Genomic DNA, 16,848 nt, shown 5'->3' with positions numbered 1-16,848 from the left:
AACTTAAAGGCTATATCAAAATACTTAAACTTTGATATAGCCTTTAATATTATCTTTCACCAAGTTTTAAATTTGGAACTGCATTAATATTTAAAGAAGTTACTCTGCCCTTCATATGTTCAAAATAAGCTGCACTACCAATCATTGCTGCATTATCTGTACATAGAATAGGTGCTGGATATAAAATTTTAATGTTATTCTTTTGTCCATCTTTATCTAAAGTATCTCTAAGACAAGAATTACATGCGACTCCACCTGCAATAACTATTTTATCAACTTTTTTCTTTTTACATGCTTTCATCGCATTCTGAACCAATACTTCCACTGCAGCTCTCTGAAAAGATGCTGCTAAATCTGCTCTATTAATTTCTTCATTTTTCATACTCTTTTTATTGATATAATTTAATACTGAAGATTTTAATCCACTAAATGAAAAATCTAAAGTTTCTTCATTGAACTTAGCCTTAGGGAATTCTATAGCATATGGATCTCCTTCTTTTGATAATTTATCTATTTTAGGACCACCAGGATATCCAAGACCAATAGCCCTCGCAACTTTATCAAAAGCTTCTCCAGCTGCATCATCTCTTGTTTGACCTAGGACTTCAAATTCACCATAATCTTTCATATGTACAATAAAAGTATGTCCTCCTGATACTACTAAACAAATGAATGGAGGCTTTAACTCTTTATGTTGTATAAAGTTTGCACAAATATGACCTTCTATATGATTTACTCCAATTAATGGTTTTTTTGTAGCATATGCTAATCCCTTGGCATATTGAAGTCCAACTAAAAGTGCACCAACAAGTCCTGGTCCATAAGTAACCCCTATAGCATCTATTTCTTCTATAGTTGTATTAGCTTCTGCTAGGGCTTCTTTTACAACTAAACTTATTGCCTCTATATGCTTTCTAGAAGCTACCTCTGGAACAACTCCACCAAATTTTTCATGAATATTTATTTGAGATGAAATTATATTAGATAAAACCTCTCTACCATCTATTACTACTGCAGCTGAAGTTTCATCACAACTTGACTCTATAGCAAGTATTTTCATACCTTTTTTCATTATTAAACCCTCATTTCAATTCAAAGTTTATATCAAAACTTTTCTATTACTTATAATAATTAATTATATCGTTTTTACACTAATTATTCAATTTTAACTTTAAACATAAATTTTAAGTTATAAACTATGTTATTATATAATTTATATAATATAAATCTTAACATCTTTAAATATTAAGGAGATGAATATAACATATGAATAACACCTATGCAAAGATAATTGTAGATGGTTCTCCTATTTCAAAATCTAATTTTAAATTATTTAATGTTAATGGAAGAGCAATTTTACCTGTTAACTCTGGTAAATATCATGATAGATATGCATTATACGAAGAAGAAATTGCTCTAAAAGCTAGAGCCCAAAATCCTTCCACGATTATAGAGGAAGCTGTCATAGCTGTTTTAAAGGTATTTTATAAAAGTAGTAAACGTCATCCTGACACAAATAACATAACAAAAAGTATTTTTGATGGTATAGAAAAAAGCGGACTTATAATAAATGATGCCCAAATAAGAAGAATAATTATAGAGGAGTTTTATGATAAAGAAAATCCTCGCTTTGAACTAGAACTTTTTGCCGAAAGTATTTACAAAATAAATTATTCTATCTGTAAACGGGAGATTAAAGAAAAACCTATTTTATATTCTCCACCACCTAACTCTAAAAAAACTTGTAAAACTCCAATCATACCATCGACTAAAACTTCAAGTGAGTCTATGAATAAATTTACCTGTTCAATTTGTAATAAAAATTTTACAAAAGATGACCTTATATCTGCTAATAAAGGCAAAACTTTTATATGTAAATCATGTTTTAAGAAATCTTTTTAACAAATTATATAAGTACCCTTATATTTTAGTTATATAAACTAATTAGTATTAATAAATATATATAGATACTAAACTTATAAGGAGCCTTAACATGTTAAAGTTTATAAAGCAGTTTACCTTTAAAAAAAATTATTATGTATTACGAAGGATTGTTTATGGATATTATTGAATATCCTTTTTCAGAATGTAACTTTAACGCTGGTAGCTCTATCATGATGGACACATGCTTTATATTAACTTTGCTTTATGATAAGGATCCTAAAAATAGAGAATGTTGTAATATAGCAACAAAATTAAAATTATTAGATTGCAACCTTTATATAACCGATATGGTAGCAGCAGAGACTATAAATCAAATTACTAAAAAATTGTTTTTAAATGATATGAAATATAGACTAGAAAAGGTACAACCTGTTAACACTATATCTGATATAAATTTGATAATAGCTTGCTTTAACAAACATCATCGTAAAATAATTCGCGAAAAAAAATTAGAGAAATATAAAGAAATTCCATTTAATAAATATTTCTATAATATTTCTAAAAATGAGTGGAAAAAGGATTTACTAAAAGTCTATTTTGATAAATCTGTAGAATTACACACTTATTTAGAAAATATTTTAAACTTTGAATATCTAAGCATTAATAAAGATTGTATTAACATTGCAAAAACTTTTATGAATGAATACATGTTATCTGTCAATGATGCATTTCATCTTGCTTGCTCTCAATACTATGGCATACAATATTTTTTAACTTTAGATAGAGATTTTCAAAGCAATATTCAAACTACTGTTAAATTATTAAAAATTTAAAGAACATGCTATTTATTAGTATGTTCTTTTTTAGCTATTTTGCATAAAACTTTAACTTTAAATTTTATTTTCATTTTTGTCACCTAATTGTCACATAAGTTTTTTATTATTTAAATATAGAAGTTAAACAAAATCTATGGGAGGTTAAAATATGAGTATGTTAGATAATAATAAAGATAATAATATTAATAATTCAGAGATAAATGAAAATTTAGCTAAGGAGGTAAAAGAAGAAATGAATAATCACAATGATTCTTTTAATAATGACAATACAGAACAATTTGCAAAAAATCACTTTACAGAAGACTTTCCCTATGAAAAACCTAATAAAAAGAAAAAAAACGGTAGTAAAATATTAATTTATGTGCTAATAGCTGTTTTATCATCTACTGTCGGTGGTATAGCATCTTCAGTTGCTACTGTTAATTATCTTAAATCCAACACTGAGATAACAGAAAAAACTCCTGCCAATAATGGCTCAAATGTTTTAAATTCAAATAAAAGTCCTAATTCATTATCAGAATTATCTGTTCCGGAGGTAATAAAAAAAGTAGGTCCTGCAGTAGTAGGAATCTCTACTAAAGGTTTCCCTCAAAATGTAGGTTGGGGATTTGAGGTAGCAGGTCAAGAAGGACTAGGTTCTGGAATAATTTTTGATAAGCAAGGTTATATTTTAACTAATAATCACGTTGTAGAAGGTGCTCAAACTATTAGTGTTATATTCAACAATGGAAAGGAAGTTAAAGCAAAATTAATTAATACTGATCCTAATTATGATGTTGCTGTACTAAAAATTACTGATCATGTAGAAGTACCTGCAGTTGCTGAATTTGGCGATTCTGATAAATTAAATGTAGGTGAAACTGCCATAGCCATTGGAAACCCTTTAGGTAAAGATTTACTTGGTTCTGTTACAACTGGAGTTATAAGTGCCGTTAATAGATCAATCGATGCTAGAAATAAAGATTTAAAAATGATACAAACGGATGCAGCTATTAACCCTGGTAACAGCGGTGGCCCTCTTGTAAATTCTAAAGGTCAAGTAATAGGTATTAATACAGAGAAAAGAGTTGGTAATGGCGTTGAAGGATTAGGTTTTGCTATTCCAATAAATCAAATTAAACCTAAAATTCAAAGTTTAATGACTCCCAAATTAATGTTTGGTATTGTAGGTAGAACCGTTACTGAACAAGATTCCAAATACTATAACATTCCTATAGGTGTATTTATTACAGATATTCAACAATATTCACCTGCTGAAAAAGCTGGTTTAAAACCTGGCGATATCATTTTAGAGATAAATGGTAAGAAGATAAAAAATAATGAGGAACTAAACAAAACTAAAGAAAATCATAAAGCTGGTGATATATTAAATATAAAATTATTTAGGGATAATCAAAAAATTAATATTAAACTTACCTTGCAAGAATTAAAATAAAAAAATAAGAGGCCAAACTATAATGTTTAGCCTCTTATTTTTTATTTTAAACCATACAATTCTACTAATTTTACAATTACTTCTACAGCTTTTTCCATAGAAGGAATTGGAACATATTCAAATCTTCCGTGGAAATTCATTCCTCCAGCAAATATATTCGGTGTTGGTAATCCCATAAATGAAAGTCTAGCCCCATCTGTTCCACCTCTTATAGGTTGAACTTTAGGTTCTAGTCCTACTTGTTTTACAGCTTCAATACCAGTTTCTATAATATGTTTAAATGGCTCTACCTTTTCTTTCATATTATAATACTGATCTTCTACTTCAACTGTAATAAGTTGTTTTCCAAGTTTTTTATTTAAATCTTCTCCAACTTTTTTAATTAATACTTTTTTATTTTCAAAACTATCTCTATCAAAGTCTCTTATAAGATATTCAAGTATAGTTTCCTCTACAGATCCTTTTATAACATCTAAATGAAAGAATCCTTCATATCCTTCAGTATTCTCTGGTCTTTGATCTTCTGGTAACATTCCAATAAATTCTTGTGCAATAAGCATGGAATTTATCATTTTATTTTTAGCAAGTCCTGTATGAACATTATTACCTTTAATTATAACCTTAGCCCCAGCAGCATTAAATGTTTCATATACAAATTCTCCTGGTTCACTACCATCTAATGTAAATGCAAAATCTGCTCCAAATTTTTTCACATCAAAGTGATCTGCTCCTCCTCCAACTTCTTCATCCGGAGTAAATCCTACCATTATTTTACCATGCTTAATTTCAGGATGATTTATTAAATAATCCATAGCTGTAATAATCTCTGCTATTCCAGCCTTATCATCTGCACCTAATAATGTAGTTCCATCTGTTGTAATTATAGATTGTCCAACATAATCTTTAATTTCTGGATATTCTTTTGGGGATAAAACTATATTTTTTTCTTTATTTAATATAATATCTCCGCCATCATAATTTTCAACAATTTGTGGTTTAACATCATTTCCTGGCATTTCAGGACTTGTATCCATATGAGCTATAAAACCTATTGTAGGAATCTTTTTATCTGTATTAGCTGGTAATTCAGCCATTACATAACCATATTCATCCACATTAGCATTTTTTAACCCTAATTCTTTTAATTCCTTTGCAAGTTCCTTAGCTAATACTAATTGTTTACTTGTAGAAGGAAATGTATTTGATTCTTCACTTGAACAAGTATCAAATGATACATAATGTAAAAACCTATCAACTAATTTTGACATATTTAATGCCTCCCTTGAGTATCACTTTTTAAATTCTTGCTATACCTTCCTCTTTAGCAATTCTTTCAACTTCTGCTGATACAGTATCAGCAACAGTTTTATCTAAAGCATTTGGTATAATATTTTCTTCATTTAAATCTTCTTCTTTAATTAAAGAAGCAATAGCTCTTGCAGCTGCTAACTTCATTGCATTATTGATTTCACTAGCTCTAACATGTAATGCCCCTTTAAATATTCCTGGGAATACTAAAACATTGTTAATTTGATTTGGGAAATCTGATCTACCTGTAGCAATTACTCTAGCTCCAGCTTCTTTAGCTTCATCTGGCATAATTTCTGGTGTTGGATTAGCCATTGCAAATATTATTGCATCTTTATTCATAGATTTAACCATTTCTTTTGTAACAGAATTTGGTGCAGAAACCCCCACAAATACATCTTTACCTTTGATTACATCAACTAATTTACCAGTTTCATGATCTTTATTAGTCATTTTTGAAATCTCGGCTTTAGACTCATTTAAGTTTGGAGCACCTTCAACTATGGCACCTTTACTGTCACACATAACTATATGTTTAACCCCAGCACTTAAAAGTAATTTACATATAGCTATACCTGCTGCTCCTGATCCATTGATTACTACTTTTATTTCATCTATAGGCTTTTTAACTATTTTTAGAGCATTATATAGTCCTGCTAATGTAACTATAGCTGTACCATGTTGATCATCATGAAATACTGGAATGTCTAATTCCTTCTTTAATTGTTCCTCTATATAGAAACATTGAGGAGCTTTTATATCTTCTAAGTTAATTCCTCCAAAAACAGGTTGAATTAATTTAACTGTTCTTATAATTTCATCTGGATCTTCAGAATCTATACAAATTGGGAAAGCATCTATTCCACCAAATTCTTTAAACAATAATGCCTTTCCTTCCATAACAGGAAGTCCTGCCCCTGCCCCTATATTTCCTAATCCAAGTACTGCTGTACCATTAGTTACAATAGCAACTGTATTACTTTTTATTGTATAATCGTAAATTTTTTCATTATCTTTAGCAATTTCAAGACAAGGTGCAGCCACTCCTGGAGTATATGCAACTGCTAAATCATCGCTAGTTTCTAATTTTATCTTTCCTCTTACTTCTAGTTTACCCCTATTTTCCTTATGAACTTTTAAAGCTTGTTCTGCATATGACATATAAATACCCTCCTAAATTGTAATTAAATTTTTATAATAACAACAATGTAGTGAAAGTGGACACTCCTCACAATTAGGTTTTCTTGCCTTACAAATTTTTCTTCCATGCCAAATTAAATAATGATGAGTATCACTCCACTTTTCTTGTGGAACATTTTTCATTAACTCTTTTTCTACTATGTCAACATTATTACCTTCAGCTATACCTATTCTATTAGATACTCTAAACACATGTGTATCTACAGCTATAGCTGGAACTCCAAAGGCATTAGATAAGACTACATTAGCAGTTTTTCTACCTACTCCAGGTAGTTCTACTAATTCTTCCATAGTATCAGGAACTTTACCCTTGTATTTCTTTACAATAATTTTTGTAGTTCCTAATATATTCTTACTTTTATTTTTATAAAAACCGCAAGATCTTATTTTTTGACCTAGTTCTTCTTCAGTTAAAGTAATAATTTTATCTGGAGTATTATATTCTTTATATAATTCACTGCAAACTTTATTAACCCTCTCATCCGTACATTGAGCTGATAAAATAGTGGATACCAAAAGTTCATATGGGCTTTCAAAATTTAGTCCACACTTTGCCCCTTTATAAGTTTCTTCTAAAATTTCTAAAACCTTATCAATTTCTTTTTTATTCATAGGTATCACCTTTAAATTAAAAATTTTACTAATTTTATTATAACATACAGCAGTCTTTTTGTATGTTACTTCAACTATAGTATGGATTAAGAGAAAAGCTTGTATTCTTAAACTAGATTAATCATACAAGCTTTTATATTAAAGACTATTTAATTCCCCTAGCTGCTAATTTTTCTAACATATCTTTTGTCATTTTAGCTAAATCATATTCAGCCTTAAATCCCCATTCCTCTTGAGCTTGTGTACAATCTATACAATCTGGCCAGCTATCAGCAATAGCCTGTCTAACTGGATCTACATCATAAGTCATTTCAAAGTTTGGAATGTGTTTTTTAATTTCAGCAGCTATTTCTTCTGGTTCAAAGCTCATAGCAGCAATATTAAATGCATTTCTATGAATTAACTTAGAAGGGTCTGCTTCCATTAATTTAATAACTCCATTTAAAGCATCTGGCATATACATCATATCCATATAAGTTCCTTTACCTATATAGCTTGTATATTTTTGATTTTTTATAGCTTCATAATATATATCTACAGCATAATCTGTAGTTCCACCCCCTGGAGGTGCTACATAAGAGATTAAACCTGGGAATCTAACTCCTCTTGTATCTACGCCAAATCTTTTAAAATAATAATCACATAATAACTCTCCAGAAACTTTAGTTACTCCGTACATTGTTTGAGGTCTTTGTAATGTATCTTGTGGAGTATTTTTCTTTGGAGTAGAAGGTCCAAATGCACCTATAGAACTTGGTGTGAAAAATTTACATTTACTTTCTCTTGCAACTTCTAATGCATTTACAAGTCCACCCATGTTAATATTCCAAGCTAATTGAGGTTTTGCTTCTGCTACTGCAGATAAAAGTGCTGCCAAGTGAATCATTGAATCTACATTATACTTTTTAACTATTTCAGCCATTTTATTTGCATCTAAAACATCTAGAATTTCGAAAGGTCCTTCTTCTACTACAGGGTTTCCTTCTACTTTTCTGATATCTGTAGCTATTACATTATCCGTACCATATTCTTTTCTTAGTTTCTCTACAAGTTCTGAACCTATTTGTCCTAAGGCACCTGTAACTAATATTTTTTTCATTACATTATCCCCCTTATTTAAGATAGTTATTATAAAAAAACTATTTTATAACCCCAAGTTCCTTACCAACTTTTTCATATATTTTTAAAGCCTTATCTAGCATTTCTTTTGTATGAGCTGCTGTTGGCATATTTCTAACTCTTCCTGTTCCTTTTGGAACTGTTGGGAATACTATAGATTTAGCATAAACTCCTTCTTCATATAATCTTTTACTAAATTCTTGAGTTTTAGCTTCATCACCTATAATACATGGAGTTATAGGAGTTTCACTATTGCCTATATTAAATCCTAGCTCTTTTAATCCTTTTTTTAGATAATTTCCATTATCCCATAATTTATCATTTAATTCTGTGCTTTCTGTCATAATCTTTAATGCCTCTATACAAGATGCTGCTGCTCCTGGAGTTAATGAAGTTGAAAATAGGAATGGTCTTCCTCTAACTTTTAACCAATCTATTAAATCTTTTTTACCAGCTACATATCCACCTACAACACCTATAGCCTTTGATAATGTTCCAATTTGAAAATCTATTTTATCTGAAAGTCCGAAGCTTTTAACTGTTCCAGCACCTTTTCCTAAGACTCCAGAACCATGAGCATCATCTACATAAGTAATTAAATCAAATTCCTCTGCTATTTTAACTATTTCTGGTAATTTAGCAATATCTCCATCCATAGAGAAAACTCCATCAGTAATTACCATTATTTTATTATATAATCCAGATTCCTTTGCTTCTTTTGCTTTAGCTCTTAAATCTTCCATATCGGAGTGATTAAATCTTATTATTTTAGCTCTTGATAATTTACATCCATCAATAATTGATGCATGATTTAATTCATCTGATAATATAGCATCATTTTTATTCATAACAGCTTGAATTGCACCCATATTACAATTAAAACCTGATTGGAAAGCGATGGCTGCTTCTGTATGTTTAAACTCAGCTAATTTTTTTTCTAACTCTACGTGAACATCTAAAGTTCCATTAATAGTTCTTACAGCTCCTGCACCTACTCCATATTTTTTAGTTGCTTGTACATTTGCTTCTATCATTTCAGGATTTGTTGCCAATCCTAAATAGTTATTAGATGATAAGTTTATAAATTCTTTTTCGTCTATCTTAATTATTGGTCCATTAGCACTTTGCAATGGATTAATCTCATTGTACAATCCCTTTTGTTTTAAATCCTCTAAATTTTCTTTTAAAAACTTGTCTAATGTTTTACTTGACATTAAAACACCTCCAAAATGAATATTTAAGTTTAACTTATGATAGTATTTATTTATTTTTTAAATATTTTGTATAGTTTAAATATACTCCATATTTAAAATATTTTCAACGCAAATATATCCGAAAATTGAATTCAATAATTCAATTTCTTCTATTCTTGCATACTAAAAGAAATAAAACTTGCATATATAAACAAAAGCTCATTTTACTTAGTTTTCAACTAAGTAAAATGAGCTTTCTATGTAGGCTACTTAAAGTAACACATAGTACCAAAATATAATTAAAACGTATTATATTTTAGTATCTTATTTTGCAAGTATTATATCTTTTCTTTCAAAAAAATTTTTTATATTTGTTATTTATTTATCTATCTTGTAATGTCCTCTGTAATTTTCTGGAATAAGTTTAGCAATTGAATACATTAAGAAATTAATTGCCCTATCTTCATATTCCTTTTTTCCCTCTTCTTTTTCTTTTTTAGGTAATTCAAATTGTTTACCTATTTCAACTGTAACCTCTGCATATTGAAAACTTTCATTACTCATGTTGCCCTGCTTATTAATAGGTAATAACTTCTCACTTCCTGAAATTCCAATTGGTACTATAGGCGCTTTAGTAAGTTTCGCCATAAGTAAAATTCCCTTCTTAGCCTCTATCATTTCTCCCGTTCTACTTCTTGTTCCTTCCGGAAAAATAACAATATTTTCTCCCTTTTTAATCAGTTCTACAATTCTTTTTAATCCTTCCTTATCTGGAGTATTAGGTTTAATTGTAGTAGTTTTACATATTCCAACGGCTAAATTAGTTATAGGATTATGAGACAATTTTACGCCTGCTACATAGGTAGGATCAAAATCTTGTAACACCTTATTTAATATTAATGCATCTGAATTACTCAAATGATTACAGATAAAAATTGTTGGTGTCTTTATATCTTTTAAATTATTAAGACCCTTTATTTTTAAATCCGCATATTTATTTAAATATCCATTTAATATCTTCTTAGCTATGTAATTTACTAATCCCTGAGGTAAACATGAAATTAATTTTGCTGTTTTAGTAGATATCATTTAACCTCATCCTTTCTTTTATAATTATTCTTTCATTCTTTTCATGATTCTTTCATAATACTCTTTAATATAAGGAGACCCTATATCTTCTAACTTAGGTATGTATCCATTTAAATTGTAATAAGATATTAACGAGTTCCTTATTAATATATTTTTTCCTCTCCAACCACATGAGGTTATTTTATATTTTTCTTTAAAAGTTTTATTATCTAGTTGTATAATTTCTTCTAAATTAGGATTTTTCATATATTCTTTTGGTTGAAATTCAACTATTCTACTATTTTGTACATTTTTATTAAAGGGACATATATCTTGACATTTATCACAACCCCATATTCTTCCTTCAAATTTTTTAAACCAAAAATCCTCTAGGTTCTTTTTTTGAGTTACATAAGAAAGACATATATTAGAATTATTTTCTATTCCTTTAATATTTTTATTTGTATCTATACTTAAAATAGCTTTAGTTGGACATATATCTATACATTTATTACAATTCCCACATTTACTTTCTTTTGGCGTACTTTCTTCGACTTCTAAATCTGTTATAATTTCTCCTAAAAAAACATAAGAACCATATTCCTCTGTAATTAAGCAATTATTTTTTCCAATAAACCCAATACCCGCTTTCATGGCTATGTACCTTTCTGGCAATGGATTATTATCAACAAAGGTTTCTGTTATGCCACCTAATTTCTCTATAAATGTAGCAATCTTCTCTAAATATAAGTTAACTACATTATGATAATCTTCGCCTAAAGCATAACTTGAAAAATATTGTTCTTGTTTTTCTATATTCTCTGTCATATATGGTAGTGCTATCGAAATAATAGTTTTACCTTGAGGCATAATTAATTTTGGATTTACTCTATTTTCTATAGTATCTTCTTCAAAATCATTTAGTAAATCTTTGGATTTTTTATACTTAAAATACTCTTCCAGTTCATAAAACCTCTCACATTTAACAAATCCTATTTTATCTATTCCTATAGATTTACAAAAATCTATAATTTTCTTTTTTAAATCCATAACCACCTCTGTTATTCTAATTACCTTAACATTTGATTATATTTTACAAATACTAACATTTATATTTTTTTCATTTTTATTTTCTTTCAATATTTCTTTTGGTATATTTATTACTTCCATTTCACTTGGAATTATACTATTTCTATAAAAATTAATTTCTTTCTCTCCAAACTTAAATTTTATATTAATATTTTTAAACAATTTTTCTGTTCTAAATTTAAATTGCACATCTTTTTCTATATTATTAATATTAATGTTATTAGGTATAACATATGAAATTCCATTTCCTTTTTCCACATTAATACCTTCATTATTATCTAAGTCTCCATTTAAATACATTGCAGCCTTCTTACCGGCAAGAACACCTTCCTGTGTAACATTATCCACATAATCATGTAAATGAACCACATTTCCACATGCAAAAACACCTTTAATATTAGTTTGCATACTTTCGTCTATTAAAGTACCTCCTGTTACAGCATTAATTTTTATTCCTAACTTTTTAAATAGTTCACTTTCAGGTACCAATCCTACAGACAATACGACAGTATCACAACTTATAAATTCTTCCGTTCCCTTTATTGGCTTGTAATTATCATCTACTTTAGCTATAGCCACTCCATTAACTCGCTCTTTTCCTCTAATATCAATTATTGTATGTTGCAACTTTAAAGGAATATTAAATGGTTCTAAACATTTTTTATAGTTTCTTTTAAGTCCACTACAATAAGGCAACATTTCTATTACGGCCTTAACATTGGCACCTTCTAAAGTTAATGTTTTAGCTATTATTAATCCTAAATCACCAGATCCCAAAATAACTATTTCCTTACCTGGCATTATTCCTTCTAAATTTATTAACCTTTGTACCATTCCTGCTGTAAAAACGCCTGCAAAACTACTTCCAGATATATTTACCACTCCTCTGGTTTTTTCCCTACATCCCATAGCAAGTATAATAGCTTTTGCCCCTATTTCTACAACTCCTTCTTCTGAATTTACAAAAGTTACTTTTTTGTTTTTATCTATTTCTAATACAGTTGTTTCAAGTTTATATCCTATTCTTAGTCTTTGTATTTCTTTTATAAAAATATTGGCATACTCTGGTCCAGTTAATTCTTCCTTTAAAATATATCTTCCAAATCCATTATGAATACATTGATTTAAAATCCCACCTAAAAACTTTTCTTTATCTATAATAAGTATTTTTTCTATACCTTGTTTTCTAGCCTCAATTGCAGCTGACAGCCCTGATGCTCCGCCTCCTATTATAACTATATCATATTCTTTCATAAACTCACCTCAAAGAAATATAGTAAATAAATTTACTCCTTTTTGTTGCAATATATTCCTAGTATATTATAGACTTATTATGTATATTAAATCAAATAATTTATATTTTACTTCTATCTTTATTTAAAACCACAAATTTGCATAATGAAAAAATTTTTAATAAGATTTCTGAGAATTACCTAACTAAATTTGAATTTTTTATAGTAACCTAAGATCCTTTTAATTAAGTTATAAGATATGAACTTTGTTTATTCAGTAAAAATTAAAAATGACCAAGCTATAATAAAATATAGCTTAGTCATTCAAATGCTGTATCAATTTTTTAAATATTAACTGGCAGGGGCAGCAGGAATCGAACCCGCAACCAACGGTTTTGGAGACCGCTACTCTACCAATTGAGCTATACCCCTAAAAACAATTAACATTATATCATCATTTTTTTTTAAAATCAATATATTTTTAAATAAAGGAGGATAAAAATTCCTCCTTTATTTAAAACATATTATTGTACTTTAAATCCAGCGTCTTTGACTTTCTTTAATATATCATCATAATTTTCTGTTTTTATTCTTACAACGATTTCTTTTACTTCTGTTAAACTTTTTGGATCAACCACAACAAAACTAATAATATCACCATTATTTTCTGTTATAATTTTAGAAAGTTTAGATATTTGTCCTGGAATATCATGGGCAATTACAGATATTCTTTGCCCTCTATTTAAACCAAATAATTCTGTGAATTGCTTAAATACTGCATTATGAGTTACTATACCTTTAAACTCATTTGCACTATCTATTACAGCCACAAATGGTGTGTTTTCTGTAGCTAAATAATTAGATGCTTCTTCTACTTGTTCCATTGGGTCTACTTTAGGTACATCAACTCTCATAACATTTTCTACTAAAAACTCTTCCAATAAACTTTTTTTATCTAGATTTTTCTCGAAATAAAAAGTGTAAATTCTTTCTTTTGAAATAGTACCGTAGAACTTATCCCCTTCTGCTACAGGAATTGATAAAAACTTATATTCTTCTATAAGTTCTAAGGCTTTCTTGACAGAGTCCTTAGGTGTTACTGTTACTAACTTTTCTTTAGATAACATTAAATTATTAACAAACATTTATGACCCTCCTTTATAAATCCTTTTAAACTTATTATAACTTATTAACCTCATATTGCCTATATTATTTGAATAATATTTTTAATTTTCCAAGAATTATGACCAATATTAAAATTTGTTAATTTTAAAGTTTTATATAAAACTTTAATACTTATTTTAACAAACCATATTAAACCATATAATTAATATTTTATGCATATAGTTAATATATTATGACTATATACTATATGATAAAATTATATATATTGCTTTATATTTAATAGAATACTTAACTTTTTTTATTAATTAGGATAAAATAATATACAGAGGTGAGATAATGAAATTTTTAGTTAACTCAGTTGAAGAAACTTTCAATTTAGGTGTTAAATTAGGTAAAACATGTAATAGCGGCGATATCATTTGCTTAATCGGAGATTTAGGAACTGGAAAAACTCATTTAACCAAAGGAATAGCGAAGGGATTAAACATAGATGAACATATTACAAGCCCAACTTTCACTATTGTTAATGAATATGACGGGAGATTAAAATTATATCATTTTGATGTTTATAGAGTAAATGATCCTGATGAAATAGAGGCCATAGGTTTTGATGAATACATATTTAGTGATGGTATTTCTATAATTGAATGGGCTAATTATATAGAAGACCTAATCCCTAAAGAAGATGCTCTATACATATATGTAAATAAGTGTGATGAGCTTACTCCTAATAAACGTCAAATCAATATAGAATATACAAACAAAAAATATGACTACATAAAGGAGATAAGATTATGAAGATTTTAAGTTTTGATTCTGCCACACAAAGTGCAACTTGTGCATTAATTGAAGATGAAAAACTATTAGGTGAGATAACTTTTAACTATAAAAAACAACATTCAGTTTTAATTATGTCTATGATAGACACACTTTTAACTAACACAGAAACCGATATTGCTGATATAGATGGATTTGCAATTTCAAAAGGTCCTGGCTCCTTTACTGGACTTAGAATTGGTATGGCAACTTTTAAAGGAATATGTAATGGATTAAATAAACCTTTGATTGGTATATCTTCTTTAGATGCACTAGCTTATAATCTAGCATATACTGATGGGATTATATGTCCTATATTAGATGCTCTTAGAAATAATGTATATACTGCTATTTATAAATTTGAAAATGGTACTTTGGTAAAATTAGATGATTATTCTTGTACTTCTATTGAAGAATTAATTGAAAAACTTAATGATTACAAATGTAATATTACATTTATCGGTGATGGTACATATAAATTCAAAGAACTTTTAAGTTCAAAGTTAAGCAACGTATTCTTCGCACCTACTAGTTTAAATGTAGTTAAAGCTTCTTCTTTAGGTGAACTTGGATTACAACATTTAAAAGATAACAATATAGATGATATATATTCATTGGCACCTATATATCTTAGAAAATCTCAGGCTGAAAGAGAATATGAAGAAAAATATCATAAAGGAGTTGAGGATTAACAATGTCTTCAAATACCTTTACATATACTACTATGACTCATGAAGATTTAAACCAAGTATATGAAATAAATAAGCTTAGTTTAAAAACTCCTTGGAGTATAAATTCTTTAGAAGATGAATTTTCAAATAACTTTTCACATTATATAACTTGCAAAGATTCTACAGGAAAAATTTTAGGCTTTGGTGGTATATGGATAATACATGGCGAAGGACAGATTACTAATATAGCTGTTCACCCTAATTTTAGAAGAAATGGAATAGCTTCAAGAATCCTTGAAGAATTAAAAACTCTTTGCCAAAAGGAAAACTGTAATGCTATTACTTTAGAAGTTCGAAGTTCTAATATTCCTGCTCAAACTCTTTACATAAAAGAGGGTTTTAAAAATGAAGGCATTAGGAAAAATTTCTATTCTAATCCGAAAGAAGATGCCCTAATTATGTGGTGTTATGATTTATAAAAAAAAGCTATCCATATTTTTATGAGATAGCTTTTTATATTTATTATTTATGCACTTATTTTATTCTTGCTCTTTATTCGTTCTTTTTGAATAATTGGATTTAGACTTTTATGAAGAACTAAATATACTGATGATACTATAAGTCCTTTTAATAAATTAAACGGTATGATTGCCCAATAAATTAATGTTTTAAAATCTACTACATTATGGTTTACTTTTTTAGCAAATTGTACAAAGGCATCTATTGGCGCCCCCATTCCCTTAGCATAAAGTGGGATAAATACATAGTAATTTAATATACCGGCAGCTAAAGACATTACTATAGTTCCTATAACAAGTCCTAGTATCAACGATTTTACATTTTTCTTCTTGTCATACATAAAACTTGCTATAAATACTAAAAACATACCTACTGTAAAATTAGCTATTTCTCCAACTCCAGCAGTTCCTGTACCAAATACTATTATCTTTAAAATGTTTTTAAATAATAATATTAAAACTCCAGATACTGGTCCAAGAGCCAAACCACCTAATAACGCTGGGATATCACTAATATCCAACTTTAAAAAACTTGGAAATAAAAAAGTTAATGCAAATTCTAATTTCATTAAAATCATAGCTATTACAGAAAGCATAGCTATTTTAATTAATGTGTTAATACTAAACTTTGTTTTCTTATTTTTTTCCATAAACTTCATTCCCCCATTAAAAGATATTCATCTTTCAGGGTGTGAGGTACATATACATAAAAAAGCCCTGATTTATAAAATCAGGGCGTAAA

At 28.3% G+C, this 16,848-nt stretch carries 17 protein-coding genes and 1 tRNA gene; 6 read left to right on the top strand and 12 right to left on the bottom strand.

Features of this window, described 5'->3' with window-relative positions; all coding sequences use genetic code 11:
* Positions 1–49 precede the first annotated feature (49 nt).
* Positions 50–1,072 (bottom strand): tRNA (adenosine(37)-N6)-threonylcarbamoyltransferase complex transferase subunit TsaD, encoded by a 1,023-nt coding sequence (gene tsaD, locus QOZ93_RS00720; protein WP_307354733.1) that lies wholly within the window; start codon positions 1,070–1,072, stop codon positions 50–52.
* A 194-nt stretch (positions 1,073–1,266) separates the two neighbouring features.
* Here tsaD and QOZ93_RS00715 point away from each other — a divergent pair, with 194 nt between their 5' ends.
* From QOZ93_RS00715 to QOZ93_RS00705, 3 genes are all read left to right on the top strand, one after another.
* Positions 1,267–1,902 (top strand): RusA family crossover junction endodeoxyribonuclease, encoded by a 636-nt coding sequence (locus tag QOZ93_RS00715; RefSeq protein ID WP_307354732.1) that lies wholly within the window; start codon positions 1,267–1,269, stop codon positions 1,900–1,902.
* Positions 1,903–2,057: 155 nt separating this feature from the next.
* The gene (locus tag QOZ93_RS00710) at positions 2,058–2,717 is read left to right on the top strand and encodes a type II toxin-antitoxin system VapC family toxin (protein ID WP_307354730.1); all 660 of its coding nucleotides are present in this window, start codon (positions 2,058–2,060) and stop codon (positions 2,715–2,717) included.
* Between the two features lie 151 nt (positions 2,718–2,868).
* The gene (locus tag QOZ93_RS00705) at positions 2,869–4,155 is read left to right on the top strand and encodes a S1C family serine protease (RefSeq protein ID WP_307354729.1); all 1,287 of its coding nucleotides are present in this window, start codon (positions 2,869–2,871) and stop codon (positions 4,153–4,155) included.
* Positions 4,156–4,196: 41 nt separating this feature from the next.
* On the opposite strand, the gene pepT is transcribed toward QOZ93_RS00705, so the two are convergent.
* The 10 genes from pepT to QOZ93_RS00655 form a co-directional block, all read right to left on the bottom strand.
* Entirely contained in the window at positions 4,197–5,423 is a 1,227-nt protein-coding gene (gene pepT / locus QOZ93_RS00700; protein ID WP_307354728.1) for a peptidase T, read from the bottom strand.
* Between the two features lie 28 nt (positions 5,424–5,451).
* Entirely contained in the window at positions 5,452–6,624 is a 1,173-nt protein-coding gene (locus tag QOZ93_RS00695) for an NAD(P)-dependent malic enzyme (RefSeq protein ID WP_307354727.1), read from the bottom strand.
* A 12-nt stretch (positions 6,625–6,636) separates the two neighbouring features.
* On the bottom strand, positions 6,637–7,275 hold the full coding sequence (gene nth, locus QOZ93_RS00690; protein ID WP_307354726.1) for an endonuclease III: 639 nt from the start codon (positions 7,273–7,275) through the stop codon (positions 6,637–6,639).
* A 145-nt stretch (positions 7,276–7,420) separates the two neighbouring features.
* The gene (locus QOZ93_RS00685; RefSeq protein ID WP_111943868.1) at positions 7,421–8,374 is read right to left on the bottom strand and encodes an L-threonine 3-dehydrogenase; all 954 of its coding nucleotides are present in this window, start codon (positions 8,372–8,374) and stop codon (positions 7,421–7,423) included.
* Between the two features lie 40 nt (positions 8,375–8,414).
* Positions 8,415–9,608, bottom strand: a complete 1,194-nt coding sequence (locus QOZ93_RS00680) for a glycine C-acetyltransferase (RefSeq protein WP_111943869.1) — start codon at positions 9,606–9,608, stop codon at positions 8,415–8,417.
* Positions 9,609–9,965: 357 nt separating this feature from the next.
* On the bottom strand, positions 9,966–10,676 hold the full coding sequence (locus QOZ93_RS00675) for a lysophospholipid acyltransferase family protein (RefSeq protein WP_307354725.1): 711 nt from the start codon (positions 10,674–10,676) through the stop codon (positions 9,966–9,968).
* Between the two features lie 24 nt (positions 10,677–10,700).
* A complete protein-coding gene (queG, locus tag QOZ93_RS00670) occupies positions 10,701–11,705 on the bottom strand; it encodes a tRNA epoxyqueuosine(34) reductase QueG (RefSeq protein WP_307354724.1) in 1,005 nt (334 codons plus the stop codon).
* Positions 11,706–11,741: 36 nt separating this feature from the next.
* Complete coding sequence (locus QOZ93_RS00665) at positions 11,742–12,998, bottom strand: NAD(P)/FAD-dependent oxidoreductase (protein ID WP_307354723.1); 1,257 nt, start codon at positions 12,996–12,998, stop codon at positions 11,742–11,744.
* Between the two features lie 334 nt (positions 12,999–13,332).
* Positions 13,333–13,408 (bottom strand) — tRNA-Trp (locus QOZ93_RS00660).
* Between the two features lie 92 nt (positions 13,409–13,500).
* The gene (locus tag QOZ93_RS00655) at positions 13,501–14,121 is read right to left on the bottom strand and encodes a CBS domain-containing protein (protein ID WP_307354722.1); all 621 of its coding nucleotides are present in this window, start codon (positions 14,119–14,121) and stop codon (positions 13,501–13,503) included.
* Positions 14,122–14,437: 316 nt separating this feature from the next.
* On the opposite strand from QOZ93_RS00655, the gene tsaE reads away from it, so the two are divergent.
* From tsaE to rimI, 3 genes are read left to right on the top strand one after another with little or no spacing between them, the layout of a single operon-like run.
* On the top strand, positions 14,438–14,899 hold the full coding sequence (gene tsaE, locus QOZ93_RS00650; protein ID WP_111943874.1) for a tRNA (adenosine(37)-N6)-threonylcarbamoyltransferase complex ATPase subunit type 1 TsaE: 462 nt from the start codon (positions 14,438–14,440) through the stop codon (positions 14,897–14,899).
* Entirely contained in the window at positions 14,896–15,609 is a 714-nt protein-coding gene (tsaB, locus tag QOZ93_RS00645; RefSeq protein WP_307354721.1) for a tRNA (adenosine(37)-N6)-threonylcarbamoyltransferase complex dimerization subunit type 1 TsaB, read from the top strand. Before tsaE ends, tsaB begins: the two co-directional genes overlap by 4 nt.
* A 2-nt stretch (positions 15,610–15,611) precedes the next feature.
* Positions 15,612–16,067, top strand: coding sequence for a ribosomal protein S18-alanine N-acetyltransferase (rimI, locus tag QOZ93_RS00640; RefSeq protein WP_111943876.1), 456 nt, complete (start codon positions 15,612–15,614; stop codon positions 16,065–16,067).
* Positions 16,068–16,114: 47 nt separating this feature from the next.
* On the opposite strand, the gene QOZ93_RS00635 is transcribed toward rimI, so the two are convergent.
* On the bottom strand, positions 16,115–16,756 hold the full coding sequence (locus tag QOZ93_RS00635; RefSeq protein ID WP_307354720.1) for an ECF transporter S component: 642 nt from the start codon (positions 16,754–16,756) through the stop codon (positions 16,115–16,117).
* Positions 16,757–16,848 lie beyond the last annotated feature (92 nt).

This window comes from Hathewaya limosa (genome assembly GCF_030815255.1).
Taxonomy (GTDB): Bacteria; Bacillota; Clostridia; order Clostridiales; family Clostridiaceae; genus Hathewaya; species Hathewaya limosa.
The sequence above is the reverse complement of the archived record's forward strand: the minus strand, read 5'-3'. Positions and strand labels throughout refer to the sequence as shown.

Excerpts from the sequence above, each read along its gene's own strand:
- QOZ93_RS00680 (WP_111943869.1), bottom strand. The coding sequence starts at position 9,608 with ATGTCAAGTAAAACATTAGACAAGTTTTTAAAAGAAAATTTAGAGGAT.
- rimI (WP_111943876.1), top strand. The coding sequence starts at position 15,612 with ATGTCTTCAAATACCTTTACATATACTACTATGACTCATGAAGATTTA.
- QOZ93_RS00685 (WP_111943868.1), bottom strand. The coding sequence starts at position 8,374 with ATGAAAAAAATATTAGTTACAGGTGCCTTAGGACAAATAGGTTCAGAA.
- QOZ93_RS00710 (WP_307354730.1), top strand. The coding sequence starts at position 2,058 with ATGGATATTATTGAATATCCTTTTTCAGAATGTAACTTTAACGCTGGT.
- QOZ93_RS00655 (WP_307354722.1), bottom strand. The coding sequence starts at position 14,121 with ATGTTTGTTAATAATTTAATGTTATCTAAAGAAAAGTTAGTAACAGTA.
- tsaD (WP_307354733.1), bottom strand. The coding sequence starts at position 1,072 with ATGAAAAAAGGTATGAAAATACTTGCTATAGAGTCAAGTTGTGATGAA.
- QOZ93_RS00675 (WP_307354725.1), bottom strand. The coding sequence starts at position 10,676 with ATGATATCTACTAAAACAGCAAAATTAATTTCATGTTTACCTCAGGGA.
- QOZ93_RS00665 (WP_307354723.1), bottom strand. The coding sequence starts at position 12,998 with ATGAAAGAATATGATATAGTTATAATAGGAGGCGGAGCATCAGGGCTG.
- QOZ93_RS00705 (WP_307354729.1), top strand. The coding sequence starts at position 2,869 with ATGAGTATGTTAGATAATAATAAAGATAATAATATTAATAATTCAGAG.
- tsaE (WP_111943874.1), top strand. The coding sequence starts at position 14,438 with ATGAAATTTTTAGTTAACTCAGTTGAAGAAACTTTCAATTTAGGTGTT.
- QOZ93_RS00695 (WP_307354727.1), bottom strand. The coding sequence starts at position 6,624 with ATGTCATATGCAGAACAAGCTTTAAAAGTTCATAAGGAAAATAGGGGT.
- QOZ93_RS00715 (WP_307354732.1), top strand. The coding sequence starts at position 1,267 with ATGAATAACACCTATGCAAAGATAATTGTAGATGGTTCTCCTATTTCA.
- pepT (WP_307354728.1), bottom strand. The coding sequence starts at position 5,423 with ATGTCAAAATTAGTTGATAGGTTTTTACATTATGTATCATTTGATACT.
- queG (WP_307354724.1), bottom strand. The coding sequence starts at position 11,705 with ATGGATTTAAAAAAGAAAATTATAGATTTTTGTAAATCTATAGGAATA.
- nth (WP_307354726.1), bottom strand. The coding sequence starts at position 7,275 with ATGAATAAAAAAGAAATTGATAAGGTTTTAGAAATTTTAGAAGAAACT.
- tsaB (WP_307354721.1), top strand. The coding sequence starts at position 14,896 with ATGAAGATTTTAAGTTTTGATTCTGCCACACAAAGTGCAACTTGTGCA.
- QOZ93_RS00635 (WP_307354720.1), bottom strand. The coding sequence starts at position 16,756 with ATGGAAAAAAATAAGAAAACAAAGTTTAGTATTAACACATTAATTAAA.